Source organism: Vibrio sp. KMM 9700, from assembly GCF_058545285.1.
Genome location: NZ_CM178589.1, coordinates 1,368,630 through 1,386,883 on the forward strand (window position 1 = coordinate 1,368,630; position 18,254 = coordinate 1,386,883).

Genomic DNA, 18,254 nt, shown 5'->3' on the forward strand with positions numbered 1-18,254 from the left:
AAACCGTAGCCACGCAAGTCGATAAAAAAGCTTGTGGCTACGGTTTTTTTTACCTGCTTACAAAGATTAAAACTTTTCCCAAGACAAGTGCGCTGAGATTGCATAAAATAACTAAAGATAAAGGAGTCTTATATGTTTGATGCAAAGAAACTAGAACAAATCGCAAAGCAAATCCATGAATCTATGCCTGCGCCAGTCAAGGAGTTAGGCTCAGATGTGGATCAAAAAGTTCGTCAAGTGATCCAGTCTCAATTGAATAAATTAGATGTGGTGTCGCGTGAAGAATTTGATGTACAAACCCAAGTGCTGTTACGTACGCGCCAAAAGCTAACCGATCTTGAACAAAAGCTTGCACAAATTGAAGCTAAGCTTGAGCAAGACGAGAAGCCAAGCCAAGACTAACAGCTAAACCTCACTAATATTTTTGTTTCACGTGAAACCTTGTCGATAGTGTTCCACGTGAAACTTATTCCCTTCCTTTCTTTCCCGCCTTAACTAATCATGAATCAACTCAACCTGAATGGGCGTGATACCTTCTTGTTTCGCTGTACGTACGTCATCTTGGTACTGCTTTAAGCTTTGCGCTGTGATTTCTCCAAGCTGATGTAAATAAGCCACATAATCAACCAATAGGTTTAATTCATGTTCTGAAAGGTAAGGCAAAGCAATCATGCTGAGTTCTTGCTGAGCAAAAATTTGTTTCGCTTTCTCGCCTAATATAGGTAAATCTAAAATATCCTGATTAATCCCTGTTTGGATCCATTGTTTGATTTTTGCTTTATCATTATGATTGGTTAAATGCGCAAAATCGGTTCCAAACCAGCCAGGAATATAACCTTTTAAACCACCTTTATTTGCTACCCCACCTTGACCAAATTTACCGTGGCATAAAAAGCAATTGTACTTTCGTGCAAGCATTTCCGCCTGATACAAAGGGTTTGAATTATAATCCCCATATTTGGCATCTTGTTCCAAAGAAAGTAATTTAAAATACATTTGCCAGTCTGATTTAGCATAAAGATAGTGATTATTTTTCGGTAGCTCTGCACCGGTTTGGGGTTGTCCGTTAGCTTGATGGCAAGAAAAGCAGTTTTGCTGATCACTATAAGTCTGAAGCTTTGCCACGAGACTTTGCTCGGGTTTCACTAACCAAACATAAAAGTAATGCGCCGTATAAATACATGCGGTTAAAGTAATAAGACCAACAATGAGTTTGCTAGGTTTTAGCATTTAAAATCCTTATACAAAAAAAAGCACCTACAAAAATGCAGATGCTTTGATTATAAAAAGATTGTTATTTAAAACTTATAACGGCTTAACACTTCTTCGAACATGTGCCAACCGAGTGCAAAGTTTTAAGATTCGCTTAACCGCCTACCGCGATACGCTTCATATCTTTCATGTAGCCGCGTAGCTCTTGACCAATCCATTCCACTGGGTGGTTACGGATCGTATCGTTAATCTCGATAAGCTGTGCGTTATCTGCAAAGTTAGATGTATCACCTAGACCTTTACCGATCACGTCAGTCGATACGTTTGGCATAAACTTCTCACGTAGTAATGGTGTTGCTACGTTTGCAAATAGGTAGTTACCATATTCAGCAGTATCAGAAATAACAACGTTCATTTCATATAGACGCTTACGTGCTACGGTGTTTGCAATCAATGGAAGCTCATGTAGTGACTCATAGTAAGCTGACTCATCAATAATGCCTGATGCTGTCATTGCTTCAAAAGCAAGTTCAACCCCTGCGCGAACCATAGCGATCATCAAGATACCGTTATCAAAGTATTCTTGCTCTGAAATTTCTACATCTGATTCAGGGTAGTTTTCAAATGCAGTTTGGCCTGTCTCTTCACGCCATTTTAGAAGATTTGCATCATCATTTGCCCAGTCAGCCATCATGTTTTTCGAGAACTCACCTTGAATGATGTCATCCATGTGTTTGTTATACAGTGGACGCATTAGCTCTTTTAGCTCTTCAGAAAGCTCAAATGCTTTGATTTTAGCTGGGTTTGATAGACGATCCATCATGTGCGTCACGCCACCAAATTTAAGTGCTTCGGTAATAGTTTCCCAACCGTATTGAAGAAGTTTACCTGCGTAACCTGCATCAATGCCATCGGCAATCATTTTTTCATAACAAACAATTGAGCCTGCTTGAAGCATACCGCAAAGAATGGTTTGCTCACCCATAAGATCAGACTTAACTTCTGCAACAAATGAAGACTCAAGAACACCTGCGCGATGACCACCTGTTGCTGCCGCCCAAGCTTTTGCGATTTCAAGGCCGTCACCATTTGGATCATTTTCAGGGTGAACCGCGATAAGTGTTGGGACACCAAAACCACGCTTATATTCTTCACGAACTTCAGTACCAGGGCACTTAGGCGCCACCATCACAACCGTTAGGTCTGGGCGGATTTGCATGCCTTCTTCAACGATATTAAAACCATGTGAATAACCAAGTGCTGCGCCTTGCTTCATCAGTGGCATCACAGTTTCAACAACGTTGGTGTGTTGCTTGTCAGGCGTTAGGTTTACAACAAGATCGGCTTGTGGGATAAGATCTTCATAGCTGCCTACTGCAAAACCATTATCTTTCGCATTTTTATAAGATTGACGCTGCTCATCAATCGCTGCTTGGCGAAGTGCATAAGAGATATCTAAACCAGAATCACGCATGTTTAAACCTTGGTTCAAACCTTGAGCGCCACAACCTACAATCACGACTTTCTTGCCTTTTAGATAATCAGCTTCTTGCGCGAATTCTTCACGCTCCATAAAGCGGCAACGGCCTAGTTGGTCTAACTGCTCACGTAAGTTTAAGGTATTGAAATAATTCGCCATAATAATAGATCCTGCTAAATTTGTGATTCCGTAAAATAAAGTGCAATTCAAACTAATCTTGATTGCTTAAGAAACATATTATGCTATCTATGTGATTGCGAAAAGTGATATATTCACAAGAATTAATTGCAAATAATGCAACATGAGGTCAAGGTGAATATAAAGAGTTTAGAGGTGTTTTTAAGCTTAGTGGAGAGCAAGAACTTTGCGCAAACAGCTAAGCAACAGCACTTAAGTCCATCGGCCCTAACAAGGCAAGTCCAAAAGCTAGAACAAAGCTTAGATACGCTTTTGTTTGTACGTGATAACCGTGGTGTAGAGCTAACGGATGCGGGCAAGAAATTAATTCCAGTGGCGCAAAAAATCACCCAAGAATGGCAACAGTTTCAATTGCAGATCAAAGGTAAAGACTTAGATCTGCATGGTAACCTACGCTTATTTTGCTCAGTGACTGCAAGCTTTAGCCACCTTCCTGCACTTTTAACTAACTTTCGTAATACTTATCCATATATAGACTTAAAGCTCTCCACTGGCGATCCTGCGCAAGCATTAGATAAGCTTTTCGATGCTCAAGCAGATATAGTGATCAGTGCCTTGCCTTCACCTCCTCCTGCACGTCTGGCGTATCGGATCATTGGTGATATTTCGCTTTCTATCATCGCCCCTGTGGCAGAGAGTAGTTTCTCAACTCAATTAGAAGCAAAGCATATCGATTGGCAAAAAGTACCCTTTATTATCCCTGAAACTGGTATTGCACGGGATCGTTGCGATCATTGGTTTAAGGAAATGAAAATCAAAACACCAAATATTTATGCCCAAGTTTCAGGACATGAAGGTGTTGTCAGCATGGTTGCTCTAGGTTTAGGGATTGGCATAGCGCCGGATGTGGTAATAGATAACAGCCCTATTAAGGATAAGGTAAGGCGGATAAATTTAAAGCCGGTTAAATCATTTGAATTGGGTTTATGTTGTTTAAAATCACAACTAGAGACACCTTTAATCAAGGCATTATGGGAAGTTTCGAGCTTATAGCGGGAGAAGAGGCAGAGTAGACGGGACTCCCTATGTTTTAGCTTTCTACAGACGAAAAAAACCTGACTCTTTCGAATCAGGCTTTCTAATAAGTGGCGGAGTGGACGGGACTCCCTGATACCCGCTTGGCGCGACCCTCGGCGCGACTGGCCGGCTTGCTCTAGGCAAAAAGGTAACCAACTGAACTACCACTTCCTTTTGCTTAATTTTCTACAGACGAAAAAAAACCTGACTCTTTCGAATCAGGCTTTCTAATAAGTGGCGGAGTGGACGGGACTCGAACCCGCGACCCCCGGCGTGACAGGCCGGTATTCTAACCAACTGAACTACCACTCCGCAACTAATTTGGTGCACAATAAAGTCTCACTTAAAACTGCTTTATTGTTTTTTTGCTTTTAGATTTTTATTAAAAATCTGAAAACAATTAAAAGAACCTGGCGATGTCCTACTCTCACATGGGGAAACCCCACACTACCATCGGCGCTATTACGTTTCACTTCTGAGTTCGGCATGGGATCAGGTGGGTCCATAATGCTATGGTCGCCAAGTAAATTCTTTAATTTAACGTTTCACGTTAAATAATAATCTGGAAAGCTGTATGTTCTCTAACACTACATTCAAGTGTTTCTATTCAATCCAACTACAAAACTTTTTAGGTGTTGTATGGTTAAGCCTCACGGGCAATTAGTACAGGTTAGCTCAACGCCTCACAACGCTTACACACCCTGCCTATCAACGTTCTAGTCTCGAACAACCCTTTAGGACACTTAAAGTGCCAGGGAAGACTCATCTTAGGGCTCGCTTCCCGCTTAGATGCTTTCAGCGGTTATCGATTCCGAACTTAGCTACCGGGCAATGCCATTGGCATGACAACCCGAACACCAGAGGTTCGTCCACTCCGGTCCTCTCGTACTAGGAGCAGCCCCCTTCAATCTTCCAACGCCCACGGCAGATAGGGACCGAACTGTCTCACGACGTTCTAAACCCAGCTCGCGTACCACTTTAAATGGCGAACAGCCATACCCTTGGGACCGACTTCAGCCCCAGGATGTGATGAGCCGACATCGAGGTGCCAAACACCGCCGTCGATATGAACTCTTGGGCGGTATCAGCCTGTTATCCCCGGAGTACCTTTTATCCGTTGAGCGATGGCCCTTCCATTCAGAACCACCGGATCACTATGACCTGCTTTCGCACCTGCTCGAATTGTCATTCTCGCAGTCAAGCGGGCTTATGCCATTGCACTAACCTCACGATGTCCAACCGTGATTAGCCCACCTTCGTGCTCCTCCGTTACTCTTTGGGAGGAGACCGCCCCAGTCAAACTACCCACCAGGCACTGTCCTCACCCCAGATAATGGGGCTAAGTTAGAACATCAAGCATACAAGGGTGGTATTTCAAGGTTGACTCCACGCAATCTAGCGACTGCGCTTCAAAGTCTCCCACCTATCCTACACATGTAGGGTCAATGTTCAGTGCCAAGCTGTAGTAAAGGTTCACGGGGTCTTTCCGTCTAGCCGCGGGTACACTGCATCTTCACAGCGATTTCAATTTCACTGAGTCTCGGGTGGAGACAGCGTGGCCATCATTACGCCATTCGTGCAGGTCGGAACTTACCCGACAAGGAATTTCGCTACCTTAGGACCGTTATAGTTACGGCCGCCGTTTACCGGGGCTTCGATCAAGAGCTTCGACCGAAGTCTAACCCCATCAATTAACCTTCCGGCACCGGGCAGGCGTCACACCGTATACGTCATCTTACGATTTTGCACAGTGCTGTGTTTTTAATAAACAGTTGCAGCCACCTGGTATCTGCGACTCTCGGCAGCTTAAAGAGCAAGTCTCATCACCGCTAAGAGCGTACCTTCTCCCGAAGTTACGGTACCATTTTGCCTAGTTCCTTCACCCGAGTTCTCTCAAGCGCCTTGGTATTCTCTACCCGACCACCTGTGTCGGTTTGGGGTACGATTCCTTACAATCTGAAGCTTAGAGGCTTTTCCTGGAAGCATGGCATCAATGACTTCACACCCTTGGGTGCTCGACGTCGTGTCTCAGCCTAACAATTTCCCGGATTTACCTAAGAAATTAGCCTACGCACTTGAACCTGGACAACCATCGCCAGGCCCACCTAGCCTTCTCCGTCCCCCCATCGCAATTGTAAGAAGTACGGGAATATTAACCCGTTTCCCATCGACTACGCATTTCTGCCTCGCCTTAGGGGTCGACTTACCCTGCCCCGATTAACGTTGGACAGGAACCCTTGGTCTTCCGGCGAGGGAGTTTTTCACTCCCTTTATCGTTACTCATGTCAGCATTCGCACTTCTGATACCTCCAGCAGCCCTTACAGACCACCTTCAACGGCTTACAGAACGCTCCCCTACCCCGCATATTCGTAAGAATATGCAGCCGCAGCTTCGGTTTATAGCTTAGCCCCGTTACATCTTCCGCGCAGGCCGACTCGACTAGTGAGCTATTACGCTTTCTTTAAATGATGGCTGCTTCTAAGCCAACATCCTAGCTGTTTTAGCCTTCCCACATCGTTTCCCACTTAGCTATAATTTGGGACCTTAGCTGGCGGTCTGGGTTGTTTCCCTCTCCACGACGGACGTTAGCACCCGCCGTGTGTCTCCCGGATAGTACTTACTGGTATTCGGAGTTTGCAAAGGGTTGGTAAGTCGGGATGACCCCCTAGCCTTAACAGTGCTCTACCCCCAGTAGTATTCATCCGAGGCGCTACCTAAATAGCTTTCGGGGAGAACCAGCTATCTCCAGGTTTGATTGGCCTTTCACCCCTAGCCACAAGTCATCCGCTAATTTTTCAACATTAGTCGGTTCGGTCCTCCAGTTGATGTTACTCAACCTTCAACCTGCCCATGGCTAGATCACCTGGTTTCGGGTCTATACCTAGCAACTCGACGCCCAGTTAAGACTCGGTTTCCCTACGGCTCCCCTAAACGGTTAACCTTGCTACTAAATATAAGTCGCTGACCCATTATACAAAAGGTACGCAGTCACACCACGAAGGTGCTCCTACTGCTTGTACGTACACGGTTTCAGGTTCTATTTCACTCCCCTCACAGGGGTTCTTTTCGCCTTTCCCTCACGGTACTGGTTCACTATCGGTCAGTCAGTAGTATTTAGCCTTGGAGGATGGTCCCCCCATGTTCAGACAAGGTTTCACGTGCCCCGCCTTACTCGATTTCACTGATTATGAGGTGTTGGTTACGGGGCTATCACCCTGTATCGCCAAGCTTTCCAGCTTGTTCACCTGCCTCATCAAAAGCTTAAGGGCTAATCCGATTTCGCTCGCCGCTACTTTCAGAATCTCGGTTGATTTCTTCTCCTCGGGGTACTTAGATGTTTCAGTTCCCCCGGTTCGCCTCATTAACCTATGTATTCAGTTAATGATACATGCTTATGCATGTGGGTTTCCCCATTCGGAAATCCCAGACTCAAGTGGTTTTTACTACCTAATCTGGGCTTATCGCAAGTTAATACGTCCTTCATCGCCTCTGACTGCCAAGGCATTCGCCGTGTACGCTTATTCACTTAACCATACAACCCTAAAAAGTTTTAGTGTTATATACCAAACAAATAAGATTTGTTTTTGATATTTAGAGGGTTAATCTAAATATCGATTGCCGGACTCAATAGATACGTTTAATTACTTAGTAATTAAACGCCAAGACACTTAAATGTGTGTTTGTTTACTTATCTTAAAAGATAAGATTGAGAACTTTTGGTGAAATAATAAAAATTGAAATTTATTATTTCGTCAGCTTTCCAAATTGTTAAAGAGCAGATTCAAATATTTCTAATTGAACCATTTTTAAAGATTCTTAATAAGAACACTTAAAGATGGTGGAGCTATGCGGGATCGAACCGCAGACCTCCTGCGTGCAAGGCAGGCGCTCTCCCAGCTGAGCTATAGCCCCATCTTAGAAGTATTTTCAATGATTGGTGGGTCTGAGTGGACTTGAACCACCGACCTCCCGCTTATCAGGCGAGCGCTCTAACCAGCTGAGCTACAGACCCATCATTGGAATCTCTTTATCTATAAACCATATCAATCTGTGTGAACACTCATCTATGCACATTTCGTATAAGGAGGTGATCCAGCCCCAGGTTCCCCTAGGGCTACCTTGTTACGACTTCACCCCAGTCATGAACCACAAAGTGGTAAGCGTCCTCCCGAAGGTTAAACTACCTACTTCTTTTGCAGCCCACTCCCATGGTGTGACGGGCGGTGTGTACAAGGCCCGGGAACGTATTCACCGTGGCATTCTGATCCACGATTACTAGCGATTCCGACTTCATGGAGTCGAGTTGCAGACTCCAATCCGGACTACGACGCACTTTTTGGGATTCGCTCACTTTCGCAAGTTGGCTGCCCTCTGTATGCGCCATTGTAGCACGTGTGTAGCCCTACTCGTAAGGGCCATGATGACTTGACGTCGTCCCCACCTTCCTCCGGTTTATCACCGGCAGTCTCCCTGGAGTTCCCACCATTACGTGCTGGCAAACAAGGATAAGGGTTGCGCTCGTTGCGGGACTTAACCCAACATTTCACAACACGAGCTGACGACAGCCATGCAGCACCTGTCTTACAGTTCCCGAAGGCACCAAAGCATCTCTGCTAAGTTCTGTAGATGTCAAGAGTAGGTAAGGTTCTTCGCGTTGCATCGAATTAAACCACATGCTCCACCGCTTGTGCGGGCCCCCGTCAATTCATTTGAGTTTTAATCTTGCGACCGTACTCCCCAGGCGGTCTACTTAACGCGTTAGCTCCGAAAGCCACGGCTCAAGGCCACAACCTCCAAGTAGACATCGTTTACGGCGTGGACTACCAGGGTATCTAATCCTGTTTGCTCCCCACGCTTTCGCATCTGAGTGTCAGTATCTGTCCAGGGGGCCGCCTTCGCCACTGGTATTCCTTCAGATCTCTACGCATTTCACCGCTACACCTGAAATTCTACCCCCCTCTACAGTACTCTAGCCTGCCAGTTTCAAATGCAGTTCCGAGGTTGAGCCTCGGGCTTTCACATCTGACTTAACAAACCACCTGCATGCGCTTTACGCCCAGTAATTCCGATTAACGCTCGCACCCTCCGTATTACCGCGGCTGCTGGCACGGAGTTAGCCGGTGCTTCTTCTGTTGCTAACGTCAAGCAACGCAGTTATTAGCTACGCTACCTTCCTCACAACTGAAAGTACTTTACAACCCGAAGGCCTTCTTCATACACGCGGCATGGCTGCATCAGGCTTTCGCCCATTGTGCAATATTCCCCACTGCTGCCTCCCGTAGGAGTCTGGGCCGTGTCTCAGTCCCAGTGTGGCTGATCATCCTCTCAGACCAGCTAGGGATCGTCGCCTTGGTGAGCCATTACCTCACCAACTAGCTAATCCCACATAGGCATATCCTAACGCGCAAGGCCCGAAGGTCCCCTGCTTTGGCCCGAAGGCATTATGCGGTATTAGCTATCGTTTCCAATAGTTATCCCCCACATTAGGGCAATTTCCTATGCATTACTCACCCGTCCGCCGCTCGACGCCGAAGGTGCAAGCACCTTCTCGTTTCCGCTCGACTTGCATGTGTTAGGCCTGCCGCCAGCGTTCAATCTGAGCCATGATCAAACTCTTCAATTTAAGATTTTGTGTCTTTCGACAAGCTCAATGAATACTGACTTCAAAACTAATTCTTACCCGAAGATAAGATGTAATTCTAAAGCTATTATCTTTCCAACAGAAAGATAATGAATTGACTGTGCCAAGTTTTCTATATCGTAAAACGATAAGAAATCTCGATTTGGTCACTAGTTCATTGAAATTTTGACTCTTAGTAAACTAAGAAGTCTAATTGTACAATCAACGAGTGCCCACACAGATTGATAGGTTTAAATTGTTAAAGAGCTTAACTTTCAACGATTTAGCTTTCACTTTATCGTTTCGAGATGCGTATAATACGCTATTCACTTTGAAAGTCAACATAAAACTCTAAATAATTTTAATAAAGTTTTATGGTGACTTTTCCTTTACAGGAAAAGTGCAAATTAGAACCTGGCGATGTCCTACTCTCACATGGGGAAACCCCACACTACCATCGGCGCTATTACGTTTCACTTCTGAGTTCGGCATGGGATCAGGTGGGTCCATAATGCTATGGTCGCCAAGTAAATTCTTTAATTTAACGTTTCACGTTAAATAATAATTCGGAAAGCTGTTATTTTCTTTATAACATAAGCTATAAAAGATAAGGTTCTCACACTCATTTAAGCGCTTCTATTTAGTCCAACTACAAAACTTTTTAGGTGTTGTATGGTTAAGCCTCACGGGCAATTAGTACAGGTTAGCTCAACGCCTCACAACGCTTACACACCCTGCCTATCAACGTTCTAGTCTCGAACAACCCTTTAGGACACTTAAAGTGCCAGGGAAGACTCATCTTAGGGCTCGCTTCCCGCTTAGATGCTTTCAGCGGTTATCGATTCCGAACTTAGCTACCGGGCAATGCCATTGGCATGACAACCCGAACACCAGAGGTTCGTCCACTCCGGTCCTCTCGTACTAGGAGCAGCCCCCTTCAATCTTCCAACGCCCACGGCAGATAGGGACCGAACTGTCTCACGACGTTCTAAACCCAGCTCGCGTACCACTTTAAATGGCGAACAGCCATACCCTTGGGACCGACTTCAGCCCCAGGATGTGATGAGCCGACATCGAGGTGCCAAACACCGCCGTCGATATGAACTCTTGGGCGGTATCAGCCTGTTATCCCCGGAGTACCTTTTATCCGTTGAGCGATGGCCCTTCCATTCAGAACCACCGGATCACTATGACCTGCTTTCGCACCTGCTCGAATTGTCATTCTCGCAGTCAAGCGGGCTTATGCCATTGCACTAACCTCACGATGTCCAACCGTGATTAGCCCACCTTCGTGCTCCTCCGTTACTCTTTGGGAGGAGACCGCCCCAGTCAAACTACCCACCAGGCACTGTCCTCACCCCAGATAATGGGGCTAAGTTAGAACATCAAGCATACAAGGGTGGTATTTCAAGGTTGACTCCACGCAATCTAGCGACTGCGCTTCAATGTCTCCCACCTATCCTACACATGTAGGGTCAATGTTCAGTGCCAAGCTGTAGTAAAGGTTCACGGGGTCTTTCCGTCTAGCCGCGGGTACACTGCATCTTCACAGCGATTTCAATTTCACTGAGTCTCGGGTGGAGACAGCGTGGCCATCATTACGCCATTCGTGCAGGTCGGAACTTACCCGACAAGGAATTTCGCTACCTTAGGACCGTTATAGTTACGGCCGCCGTTTACCGGGGCTTCGATCAAGAGCTTCGACCGAAGTCTAACCCCATCAATTAACCTTCCGGCACCGGGCAGGCGTCACACCGTATACGTCATCTTACGATTTTGCACAGTGCTGTGTTTTTAATAAACAGTTGCAGCCACCTGGTATCTGCGACTCTCGGCAGCTTAGAGAGCAAGTCTCATCACCGCTAAGAGCGTACCTTCTCCCGAAGTTACGGTACCATTTTGCCTAGTTCCTTCACCCGAGTTCTCTCAAGCGCCTTGGTATTCTCTACCCGACCACCTGTGTCGGTTTGGGGTACGATTCCTTACAATCTGAAGCTTAGAGGCTTTTCCTGGAAGCATGGCATCAATGACTTCACACCCTTGGGTGCTCGACGTCGTGTCTCAGCCTAACAATTTCCCGGATTTACCTAAGAAATTAGCCTACGCACTTGAACCTGGACAACCATCGCCAGGCCCACCTAGCCTTCTCCGTCCCCCCATCGCAATTGTAAGAAGTACGGGAATATTAACCCGTTTCCCATCGACTACGCATTTCTGCCTCGCCTTAGGGGTCGACTTACCCTGCCCCGATTAACGTTGGACAGGAACCCTTGGTCTTCCGGCGAGGGAGTTTTTCACTCCCTTTATCGTTACTCATGTCAGCATTCGCACTTCTGATACCTCCAGCAGCCCTTACAGACTACCTTCAACGGCTTACAGAACGCTCCCCTACCCCGCATATTCGTAAGAATATGCAGCCGCAGCTTCGGTTTATAGCTTAGCCCCGTTACATCTTCCGCGCAGGCCGACTCGACTAGTGAGCTATTACGCTTTCTTTAAATGATGGCTGCTTCTAAGCCAACATCCTAGCTGTTTTAGCCTTCCCACATCGTTTCCCACTTAGCTATAATTTGGGACCTTAGCTGGCGGTCTGGGTTGTTTCCCTCTCCACGACGGACGTTAGCACCCGCCGTGTGTCTCCCGGATAGTACTTACTGGTATTCGGAGTTTGCAAAGGGTTGGTAAGTCGGGATGACCCCCTAGCCTTAACAGTGCTCTACCCCCAGTAGTATTCATCCGAGGCGCTACCTAAATAGCTTTCGGGGAGAACCAGCTATCTCCAGGTTTGATTGGCCTTTCACCCCTAGCCACAAGTCATCCGCTAATTTTTCAACATTAGTCGGTTCGGTCCTCCAGTTGATGTTACTCAACCTTCAACCTGCCCATGGCTAGATCACCTGGTTTCGGGTCTATACCTAGCAACTCGACGCCCAGTTAAGACTCGGTTTCCCTACGGCTCCCCTAAACGGTTAACCTTGCTACTAAATATAAGTCGCTGACCCATTATACAAAAGGTACGCAGTCACACCACGAAGGTGCTCCTACTGCTTGTACGTACACGGTTTCAGGTTCTATTTCACTCCCCTCACAGGGGTTCTTTTCGCCTTTCCCTCACGGTACTGGTTCACTATCGGTCAGTCAGTAGTATTTAGCCTTGGAGGATGGTCCCCCCATGTTCAGACAAGGTTTCACGTGCCCCGCCTTACTCGATTTCACTGATTATGAGGTGTTGGTTACGGGGCTATCACCCTGTATCGCCAAGCTTTCCAGCTTGTTCACCTGCCTCATCAAAAGCTTAAGGGCTAATCCGATTTCGCTCGCCGCTACTTTCAGAATCTCGGTTGATTTCTTCTCCTCGGGGTACTTAGATGTTTCAGTTCCCCCGGTTCGCCTCATTAACCTATGTATTCAGTTAATGATACATGCTTATGCATGTGGGTTTCCCCATTCGGAAATCCCAGACTCAAGTGGTTTTTACTACCTAATCTGGGCTTATCGCAAGTTAATACGTCCTTCATCGCCTCTGACTGCCAAGGCATTCGCCGTGTACGCTTATTCACTTAACCATACAACCCTAAAAAGTTTTAGTGTTATATACCAAACAAATAAGATTTGTTTTTGATATTTAGAGGGTTAATCTAAATATCGATTGCCGGACTCAATAGATACGTTTAATTACTTAGTAATTAAACGCCAAGACACTTAAATGTGTGTTTGTTTACTTATCTTAAAAGATAAGATTGAGAACTTTTGGTGAAATAATAAAAATTGAAATTTATTATTTCGTCAGCTTTCCAAATTGTTAAAGAGCAAAGAGTTTTTATTTTACAATAAAACACTTTTTAAAGACTTTCGGCGGCAAAAATCCGAACCAAGAGTAAGACTCCTAGTTTGGAATGCGTTTCCAAAAATACTTAAAGAGTGGTGGGCGATACCGGGCTCGAACCAGTGACCCCCTCCTTGTAAGGGAGGTGCTCTCCCAACTGAGCTAATCGCCCACAAATTTTCTTGCCTAAAGCAAGCATTCCCGTGGAAGGAATGGTGGGTCGTGCAGGATTCGAACCTGCGACCAATTGATTAAAAGTCAACTGCTCTACCAACTGAGCTAACGACCCATTTTTTCAACTGCCTTATGGCAATCAAAAGAAATAGTGGTATCCCGTAGGGGAGTCGAACCCCTGTTACCGCCGTGAAAGGGCGGTGTCCTAGGCCTCTAGACGAACGGGACACTATGGATACCTTTCGGTGTGATGCTTGGGAGCATCAATTCTCTTTACTTATAAACCGTATCAATCTGTGTGAACACTCATCTATGCACTTTTCGTATAAGGAGGTGATCCAGCCCCAGGTTCCCCTAGGGCTACCTTGTTACGACTTCACCCCAGTCATGAACCACAAAGTGGTAAGCGTCCTCCCGAAGGTTAAACTACCTACTTCTTTTGCAGCCCACTCCCATGGTGTGACGGGCGGTGTGTACAAGGCCCGGGAACGTATTCACCGTGGCATTCTGATCCACGATTACTAGCGATTCCGACTTCATGGAGTCGAGTTGCAGACTCCAATCCGGACTACGACGCACTTTTTGGGATTCGCTCACTTTCGCAAGTTGGCTGCCCTCTGTATGCGCCATTGTAGCACGTGTGTAGCCCTACTCGTAAGGGCCATGATGACTTGACGTCGTCCCCACCTTCCTCCGGTTTATCACCGGCAGTCTCCCTGGAGTTCCCACCATTACGTGCTGGCAAACAAGGATAAGGGTTGCGCTCGTTGCGGGACTTAACCCAACATTTCACAACACGAGCTGACGACAGCCATGCAGCACCTGTCTTACAGTTCCCGAAGGCACCAAAGCATCTCTGCTAAGTTCTGTAGATGTCAAGAGTAGGTAAGGTTCTTCGCGTTGCATCGAATTAAACCACATGCTCCACCGCTTGTGCGGGCCCCCGTCAATTCATTTGAGTTTTAATCTTGCGACCGTACTCCCCAGGCGGTCTACTTAACGCGTTAGCTCCGAAAGCCACGGCTCAAGGCCACAACCTCCAAGTAGACATCGTTTACGGCGTGGACTACCAGGGTATCTAATCCTGTTTGCTCCCCACGCTTTCGCATCTGAGTGTCAGTATCTGTCCAGGGGGCCGCCTTCGCCACTGGTATTCCTTCAGATCTCTACGCATTTCACCGCTACACCTGAAATTCTACCCCCCTCTACAGTACTCTAGCCTGCCAGTTTCAAATGCAGTTCCGAGGTTGAGCCTCGGGCTTTCACATCTGACTTAACAAACCACCTGCATGCGCTTTACGCCCAGTAATTCCGATTAACGCTCGCACCCTCCGTATTACCGCGGCTGCTGGCACGGAGTTAGCCGGTGCTTCTTCTGTTGCTAACGTCAAGTAACGCAGTTATTAGCTACGCTACCTTCCTCACAACTGAAAGTACTTTACAACCCGAAGGCCTTCTTCATACACGCGGCATGGCTGCATCAGGCTTTCGCCCATTGTGCAATATTCCCCACTGCTGCCTCCCGTAGGAGTCTGGGCCGTGTCTCAGTCCCAGTGTGGCTGATCATCCTCTCAGACCAGCTAGGGATCGTCGCCTTGGTGAGCCATTACCTCACCAACTAGCTAATCCCACATAGGCATATCCTAACGCGCAAGGCCCGAAGGTCCCCTGCTTTGGCCCGAAGGCATTATGCGGTATTAGCTATCGTTTCCAATAGTTATCCCCCACATTAGGGCAATTTCCTATGCATTACTCACCCGTCCGCCGCTCGACGCCGAAGGTGCAAGCACCTTCTCGTTTCCGCTCGACTTGCATGTGTTAGGCCTGCCGCCAGCGTTCAATCTGAGCCATGATCAAACTCTTCAATTTAAGATTTTGTGTCTTTCGACAAGCTCAATGAATACTGACTTCAAAACTAATTCTTACCCGAAGATAAGATGTAATTCTAAAGCTATTATCTTTCCAACAGAAAGATAATGAATTGACTGTGCCAAGTCCGAAGACTTGATTTGGTCACTAGTTCATTGAAATTTTGACTCTTAGTAAACTAAGAAGTCTAATTGTACAATCAACGAGTGCCCACACAGATTGATAGGTTTAAATTGTTAAAGAGCTTGTTCAGCGAAGCTGCGCTTCTCGTGAACAGGGCGGCTATTTTATCGAATTAAATGTCAGTGTCAAACACTTTTTTACATTTTTTTCGATTTCTTTTGAAATTTTAATGAAACTTCAAAAAACCGCTTAGTCACTGACTTGCTTCAACATCTGGCTAATTGAGCCGTCCGCCGTGTCAGTGAGTGCGCATTATAGAGAGATCTTTTACTTTGGCAAGATCTTTTTTGAAATTTTTTTGATTTATTTTCACTTCGCATAAAAAACAAACAAAAAGGGCTGTTTTTGTATGTTTCACCACCAAAAACAGCCCTTTTATACGAAGTTATATGCTTTTTTAAATGAAAGCGAAAGCATCTCCAAAGATACGATCTTTGTTTGCACCCTTCGATCCAACAAATTGATCTCTGGCACTACCTGCCATTTCAAAGCGTCCAGCAATATACACATCTATATCAGCTAAGGATTCAAAATCTTCCATCACAGCTTGCAGAACATTCCCTTGTTTACCATTCCAGCTCGCATCTGCATCTTCAACAACAGGGATAAACTGAATCGATTTATATTCTTGGCAAATATCTTCAATTTCAGAAAGTGCATATAATTGAGATTCATCTTTCGCCCCCCAATACAAATAAATCTGACGATTTAGCTTTTGGCTCACGCAATGATCAAAAATACTACGTACATAACTAAAGCCTGTCCCACCAGCAATCAAGAGTAATGGATTTTGTGAGTCATCTTCTTGCAAATAAGCATTCCCATGTGGGATATCCACGCTAATTTGAGTCTTATCTGCATAGGCTTGATTCATCGCTTCAATCACTTCAATCGCATACGCATTATGTTCAGCCGCACCGATATGTAATTCAAGCTCACCTTGATGGCGGCATGGGCTGCTCGCAATTGAAAAAGGACGCTTGTCTTTCTCACCCATAACAACCATCAAATACTGACCAGCTTTAAACTCTACTTTAGTTTCTGGATGCAATAGCACACGAAACGTATGGCTCGCTAAAGGTTCGATTTGTTTTACGGTACAATTTACTAACATAGCATCCTCTTATTTTCTTATGCGGCATTATCCTTAGCCGCTTTAGCTTTCTAATTTATTACAGATATAGGTTAACTTAAGCTTACTCGTCGAGTATTCCAAGCTCATCCCAGATTTCATCGACTTTGGCAACTATCTCTGGGCTTTTATGAATCGGCCTTCCCCATTCGCGATCGGTTTCGCCGCCAATTTTGTCTGTCGCATCTAGCCCCATCTTAGAGCCTAGGCCGACTTTCGGTGATGCAAAGTCCAATGAATCAATCGGTGTATTCTCAATTAATACCGTATCACGTGCAGGATCCATGCGTGTAGTAATCGCCCAAATCACGTCATTCCAATCACGCACATTGACATCATCGTCACACACAATCACAAACTTGGTATACATGAATTGACGCAAGAAAGACCAAACACCCATCATGACTCGCTTGGCATGACCTGGGTATTGCTTTTTAATGCTGACCACAGCCATACGGTAAGAACAGCCTTCTGGTGGTAGATAAAAATCAACGATTTCAGGAAACTGCTTACGTAAGATAGGTACAAAGACTTCATTTAAAGCCACACCTAATACCGCTGGCTCATCTGGTGGACGGCCGGTATAGGTGCTGTGATAAATCGGCTTTTTACGCATCGTAATATGGGTAATCGTAAATACATGATGCATTTCGGTTTCATTGTAATAACCGGTATGATCCCCATAAGGCCCTTCTTCTGCGAGCTCATTTGGATCTATGTAACCCTCAAGCACTATCTCAGCACTTGCCGGCACATCCAAATCATTACTGATAGATTTAACCACTTCACTTTTACTACCACGCAATAGGCCAGCAAACGCATATTCAGAAAGCGTATCTGGCACTGGCGTGACAGCGCCTAAAATGGTTGCTGGATCTGCGCCAAAGGCAACCGACACTGGAAACTTCTCACCCGGATTAGTTTCTTGCCAATCTTTAAAGTCAAGCGCGCCACCTCGGTGTGCAAGCCAACGCATAATAATTTTATTCTTGGACAGCTTTTGCTGACGATAAATACCAATATTTTGACGATTTTTATTTGGCCCCTTGGTGATGGTTAACCCCCAAGTAAGCAGTGGCGCGACATCATCAGGCCAACAACTCATCACAGGAATTTTATCCAAATCAACCTCATCACCCTGCCACACGATATCTTGGCAAGCAGCGCTGCGCAGACGCTTCGCTGGCATATTCAGCACTTGTTTAAAAATTGGATATTTGGCAAACGCATCTTTTAAACCGCGCGGCGGCTCTGGTTCTTTTAAGTAGGCTAATAGCTCACCGACTTCTTTAAGCTCAAGCACATCATTACGCCCCATACCAAGCGCAACGCGCTCCGCTGTGCCAAATAAGTTGGTAAGCACCGGCATCTCATAACCGATTGGGTTTTCAAATAATAATGCTGGGCCACCAGCACGTAAGGTGCGATCGCTGATCTCGACCATTTCTAAATGCGGATCGACTGGGTGCGTAATGCGTTTTAATAAGCCCTTTTGCTCAAGTGCTTCAATAAAGTCTCTTAGATCTTTAAAGCTCATGATGT

The 18,254-nt window shown here is 45.8% G+C and carries 5 protein-coding genes, 6 tRNA genes, 6 rRNA genes and 1 pseudogene; 2 read left to right on the plus strand and 16 right to left on the minus strand.

Annotation, left to right across the window (positions count from 1 at the left end; all coding sequences use genetic code 11):
* Positions 1 to 132 precede the first annotated feature (132 nt).
* Complete coding sequence (gene ubiK, locus AC2VOY_RS06105) at positions 133 to 402, plus strand: ubiquinone biosynthesis accessory factor UbiK (protein WP_491830418.1); 270 nt, start codon at positions 133 to 135, stop codon at positions 400 to 402.
* A 93-nt stretch (positions 403 to 495) separates the two neighbouring features.
* Here the strand turns inward: ubiK and AC2VOY_RS06110 are convergent, their stop codons facing one another.
* Positions 496 to 1,230: a hypothetical protein gene (locus tag AC2VOY_RS06110; protein WP_491830419.1), complete on the minus strand. Its 735-nt coding sequence runs from the start codon at positions 1,228 to 1,230 to the stop codon at positions 496 to 498.
* 136 nt (positions 1,231 to 1,366) lie between these two features.
* Positions 1,367 to 2,851 (minus strand): ketol-acid reductoisomerase, encoded by a 1,485-nt coding sequence (gene ilvC / locus AC2VOY_RS06115; protein WP_491830420.1) that lies wholly within the window; start codon positions 2,849 to 2,851, stop codon positions 1,367 to 1,369.
* A 153-nt stretch (positions 2,852 to 3,004) separates the two neighbouring features.
* Here ilvC and ilvY point away from each other — a divergent pair, with 153 nt between their 5' ends.
* On the plus strand, positions 3,005 to 3,883 hold the full coding sequence (gene ilvY / locus AC2VOY_RS06120) for an HTH-type transcriptional activator IlvY (protein WP_491830422.1): 879 nt from the start codon (positions 3,005 to 3,007) through the stop codon (positions 3,881 to 3,883).
* Between the two features lie 259 nt (positions 3,884 to 4,142).
* Here the strand turns inward: ilvY and AC2VOY_RS06125 are convergent.
* The 14 genes and pseudogenes from AC2VOY_RS06125 to ubiD all read right to left on the minus strand — a co-directional run.
* Positions 4,143 to 4,219: transfer RNA gene (locus tag AC2VOY_RS06125), tRNA-Asp, on the minus strand.
* Between the two features lie 96 nt (positions 4,220 to 4,315).
* A 5S ribosomal RNA gene (rrf, locus tag AC2VOY_RS06130) occupies positions 4,316 to 4,431 on the minus strand.
* A gap of 115 nt (positions 4,432 to 4,546) precedes the next feature.
* Positions 4,547 to 7,440, minus strand: a 23S ribosomal RNA gene (locus AC2VOY_RS06135).
* Positions 7,441 to 7,744: 304 nt separating this feature from the next.
* Positions 7,745 to 7,820: transfer RNA gene (locus AC2VOY_RS06140), tRNA-Ala, on the minus strand.
* 23 nt (positions 7,821 to 7,843) lie between these two features.
* Positions 7,844 to 7,920, minus strand: a tRNA-Ile gene (locus AC2VOY_RS06145).
* Between the two features lie 68 nt (positions 7,921 to 7,988).
* Positions 7,989 to 9,531 (minus strand): 16S ribosomal RNA (locus tag AC2VOY_RS06150).
* Between the two features lie 409 nt (positions 9,532 to 9,940).
* Positions 9,941 to 10,056 (minus strand): 5S ribosomal RNA (gene rrf, locus AC2VOY_RS06155).
* 144 nt (positions 10,057 to 10,200) lie between these two features.
* Positions 10,201 to 13,094, minus strand: a 23S ribosomal RNA gene (locus AC2VOY_RS06160).
* 356 nt (positions 13,095 to 13,450) lie between these two features.
* A tRNA-Val gene (locus AC2VOY_RS06165) sits at positions 13,451 to 13,526 on the minus strand.
* Positions 13,527 to 13,567: 41 nt separating this feature from the next.
* Positions 13,568 to 13,643 (minus strand) — tRNA-Lys (locus AC2VOY_RS06170).
* 37 nt (positions 13,644 to 13,680) lie between these two features.
* Positions 13,681 to 13,756, minus strand: a tRNA-Glu gene (locus tag AC2VOY_RS06175).
* 98 nt (positions 13,757 to 13,854) lie between these two features.
* Positions 13,855 to 15,397: ribosomal RNA gene (locus tag AC2VOY_RS06180) — 16S ribosomal RNA — on the minus strand.
* The 16S, 23S and 5S rRNA genes sit together here with 6 tRNA genes alongside, the layout of an rRNA operon.
* Positions 15,398 to 15,977: 580 nt before the next feature.
* On the minus strand, positions 15,978 to 16,694 hold the full coding sequence (gene fre, locus AC2VOY_RS06185) for an NAD(P)H-flavin reductase (RefSeq protein WP_491830424.1): 717 nt from the start codon (positions 16,692 to 16,694) through the stop codon (positions 15,978 to 15,980).
* A gap of 130 nt (positions 16,695 to 16,824) precedes the next feature.
* A pseudogene (gene ubiD, locus AC2VOY_RS06190) lies at positions 16,825 to 18,249 on the minus strand (4-hydroxy-3-polyprenylbenzoate decarboxylase); the annotation flags it as partial.
* Positions 18,250 to 18,254 lie beyond the last annotated feature (5 nt).

What these genes read in the sequence shown, in the direction of transcription:
- ubiK (WP_491830418.1), top strand. Translation starts at nt 133, where the DNA reads ATGTTTGATGCAAAGAAACTAGAACAAATCGCAAAGCAAATCCATGAA.
- AC2VOY_RS06110 (WP_491830419.1), bottom strand. Translation starts at nt 1,230, where the DNA reads ATGCTAAAACCTAGCAAACTCATTGTTGGTCTTATTACTTTAACCGCA.
- ilvC (WP_491830420.1), bottom strand. Translation starts at nt 2,851, where the DNA reads ATGGCGAATTATTTCAATACCTTAAACTTACGTGAGCAGTTAGACCAA.
- fre (WP_491830424.1), bottom strand. Translation starts at nt 16,694, where the DNA reads ATGTTAGTAAATTGTACCGTAAAACAAATCGAACCTTTAGCGAGCCAT.